Origin of the sequence: Pseudomonas edaphica (genome assembly GCF_005863185.1) — a bacterium.
In the GTDB taxonomy this organism is placed as follows: domain Bacteria; phylum Pseudomonadota; class Gammaproteobacteria; order Pseudomonadales; family Pseudomonadaceae; genus Aquipseudomonas; species Aquipseudomonas edaphica.
This window is the reverse complement of the sequence record NZ_VBVZ01000784.1, coordinates 1-2481: the sequence shown is the minus strand read 5'-3', so window position 1 is coordinate 2481 and position 2481 is coordinate 1. Positions and strand designations below refer to the sequence as shown.

Here is a 2481-nt window from a genome sequence, read left to right as displayed (position 1 = left end):
GCGGCGAAGGTAAAGGCGAGGAGGTTATCGGTAATGGACATGGGCCGATGGCTCAAAGTGTGGTGGGTGGACGTTAGCACCGATCGGCAGCCGATTCGCAAAACCCTGAGACTTCCCGGCGAAAATCTTCATAATGGCGGCCAATTTGTTTAGCTCGTTATTCTGGTGTGCCCGCATGGAAATTAAGGTCAACTTTCTCGACAACCTTCGGCTTGAAGCCAAGTTCGATGACTTCACGGTGATTGCCGACCAGCCGATTCGCTACAAAGGCGACGGTTCGGCCCCGGGTCCGTTCGATTACTTCCTGGCTTCGTCGGCGTTGTGCGCGGCGTACTTTGTGAAGCTGTACTGCGCAACACGCAATATTCCCACCGAGAATATTCGCCTGTCACAGAACAACATCGTTGATCCGGAAAACCGCTACAACCAGATCTTCAAGATCCAGGTCGAGTTGCCAGCGGACATCTCCGACAAGGACCGCCAGGGCATCCTGCGTTCAATCGACCGCTGCACCGTGAAGAAAGTCGTGCAGGCCGGGCCGGAATTTGTGATCGAGGAAGTGGAAAACCTCGACGCGGATGCGCAGGCATTGTTGATGCCCAATTCCACCTCCGAGGCGGGCACCTACATCGCCGGCAAGGACCTGCCGCTGGAGCAGACCATCGCCAACATGTCCGGCATTCTCGCCGGCCTGGGCATGAAGATTGAAATCGCCTCGTGGCGCAATATCGTGCCCAACGTGTGGTCGTTGCATATCCGCGACGCACACTCGCCGATGTGTTTCACCAACGGCAAGGGCGCAACCAAGGAAGGCGCATTGGCGTCTGCCCTGGGCGAGTTTATCGAGCGGCTGAACTGCAACTTCTTCTACAACGACCAGTTCTGGGGTGAGGAGCTGGCCAACGCGCCGTTCGTGCATTACCCGGACGAACGCTGGTTCCAGCCTGGGCCCAAGGACGAGCTGCCGAGTGAAATCCTCGACGCCTACTGCCTGAAGGTCTACAACCGTGAGGGCGAGCTGCGTGGCTCGCACCTGTTCGACACCAACTCGGGCAATGAAGAACGCGGGATTGTTGCGCTGCCGTTCGTGCGCCAGTCCGACGGCGAAGTGGTGTATTTCCCGTCCAACCTGATCGAAAACCTCTACCTCAGCAACGGCATGAGCGCGGGCAATACCTTGGCTGAAGCCCAGGTGCAGTGCCTGTCGGAGATTTTCGAGCGCGCCGTGAAGCGCGAAATCATTGAAGGCGAGTTCGCCTTGCCGGACGTGCCCGCAGAAGTGTTGGCCAAATACCCCGGCATTGTCGCGGGTATCGAAGGCCTGGAGGCCCAGGGCTTCCCGGTACTGGTCAAGGACGCATCCCTGGGCGGCGAGTTCCCAGTGATGTGCGTCACCCTGATGAACCCGCGCACCGGCGGCGTATTCGCCTCGTTCGGCGCACACCCAAGCATGGAAGTGGCGCTGGAACGCAGCCTCACCGAACTGCTCCAGGGCCGCAGTTTTGAAGGTTTGAATGACCTGCCGCAGCCGACCTTTGAAGGCCAGGCGGTGACCGAGCCGAACAACTTTGTCGAGCACTTTATTGACTCAAGCGGCGTGGTGTCGTGGCGCTTCTTCAGTGCGCAGTCGGACTATGAGTTCGTCGAGTGGGACTTCTCGGGCGAAGGTGAAAATTCCAACGCCGAAGAAGCCGCCACCCTGTTCGGCATTCTCGAAGGCATGGGCAAAGAGTCCTATATGGCGGTGTACGAACACCTCGGCGCCACGGCTTGCCGGATCCTGGTGCCGGACTACTCGGAAATCTACCCGGTGGACGACCTGATCTGGGACAACACCAACAAGGCGCTGTTTTTCCGTGCCGATATCCTCAACCTGCACAGCCTTGACGAGGAGGCGCTGCAGGCGTTGGTCGAGCGTCTGATCGAAAGCGAGCTGGACGATTACACCGACATCACCACCTTGATCGGCATTGAGTTCGACGACAACACGGCGTGGGGCCAGTTGACCATCCTGGAGTTGAAACTGCTGATCTTCCTGGCCTTGCAGCAATATGAGGAGGCCAAGGAGTGCGTGGAGATGTTCCTGCAATACAACGACAACACCGCTGAACGCGGCCTGTTCTACCAGGCCATGAACGCAGTGTTGGAGATGCAGTTGGACGACGACCTGGACCTCGCCGATTACGAGGCCAACTTCCGCCGGATGTTCGGTCACGAGCGGATGGATGCGGTGATGGGTTCGGTCGATGGCAGTGTGCGGTTTTATGGCTTGACCCCGACCAGCATGAAGCTGGAAGGCCTGGATCGGCATTTGCGTTTGATCGAGAGCTATAAAAAACTGCATTCGGCGCGGGCCAACGTCACTTCAGCCTGACACAATCCCCCTTGTGAAAGCTGGCTTGTGTGGGAGCTGGCTTGCCTGCGATACAGACACCTCGGTGTATCAGTTGCACCGCGGTGATCCTATCTGTCTCTTATACA

1 protein-coding gene is annotated in these 2481 nt (G+C 58.1%); it reads left to right on the top strand.

The features are described 5' to 3' along the window. The first annotated feature begins 175 nt into the window (after positions 1 to 175). A complete protein-coding gene (locus tag FEM54_RS30440) occupies positions 176 to 2374 on the top strand; it encodes an OsmC domain/YcaO domain-containing protein (protein ID WP_138454053.1) in 2199 nt (732 codons plus the stop codon). The last annotated feature ends 107 nt before the right edge of the window (positions 2375 to 2481 follow it).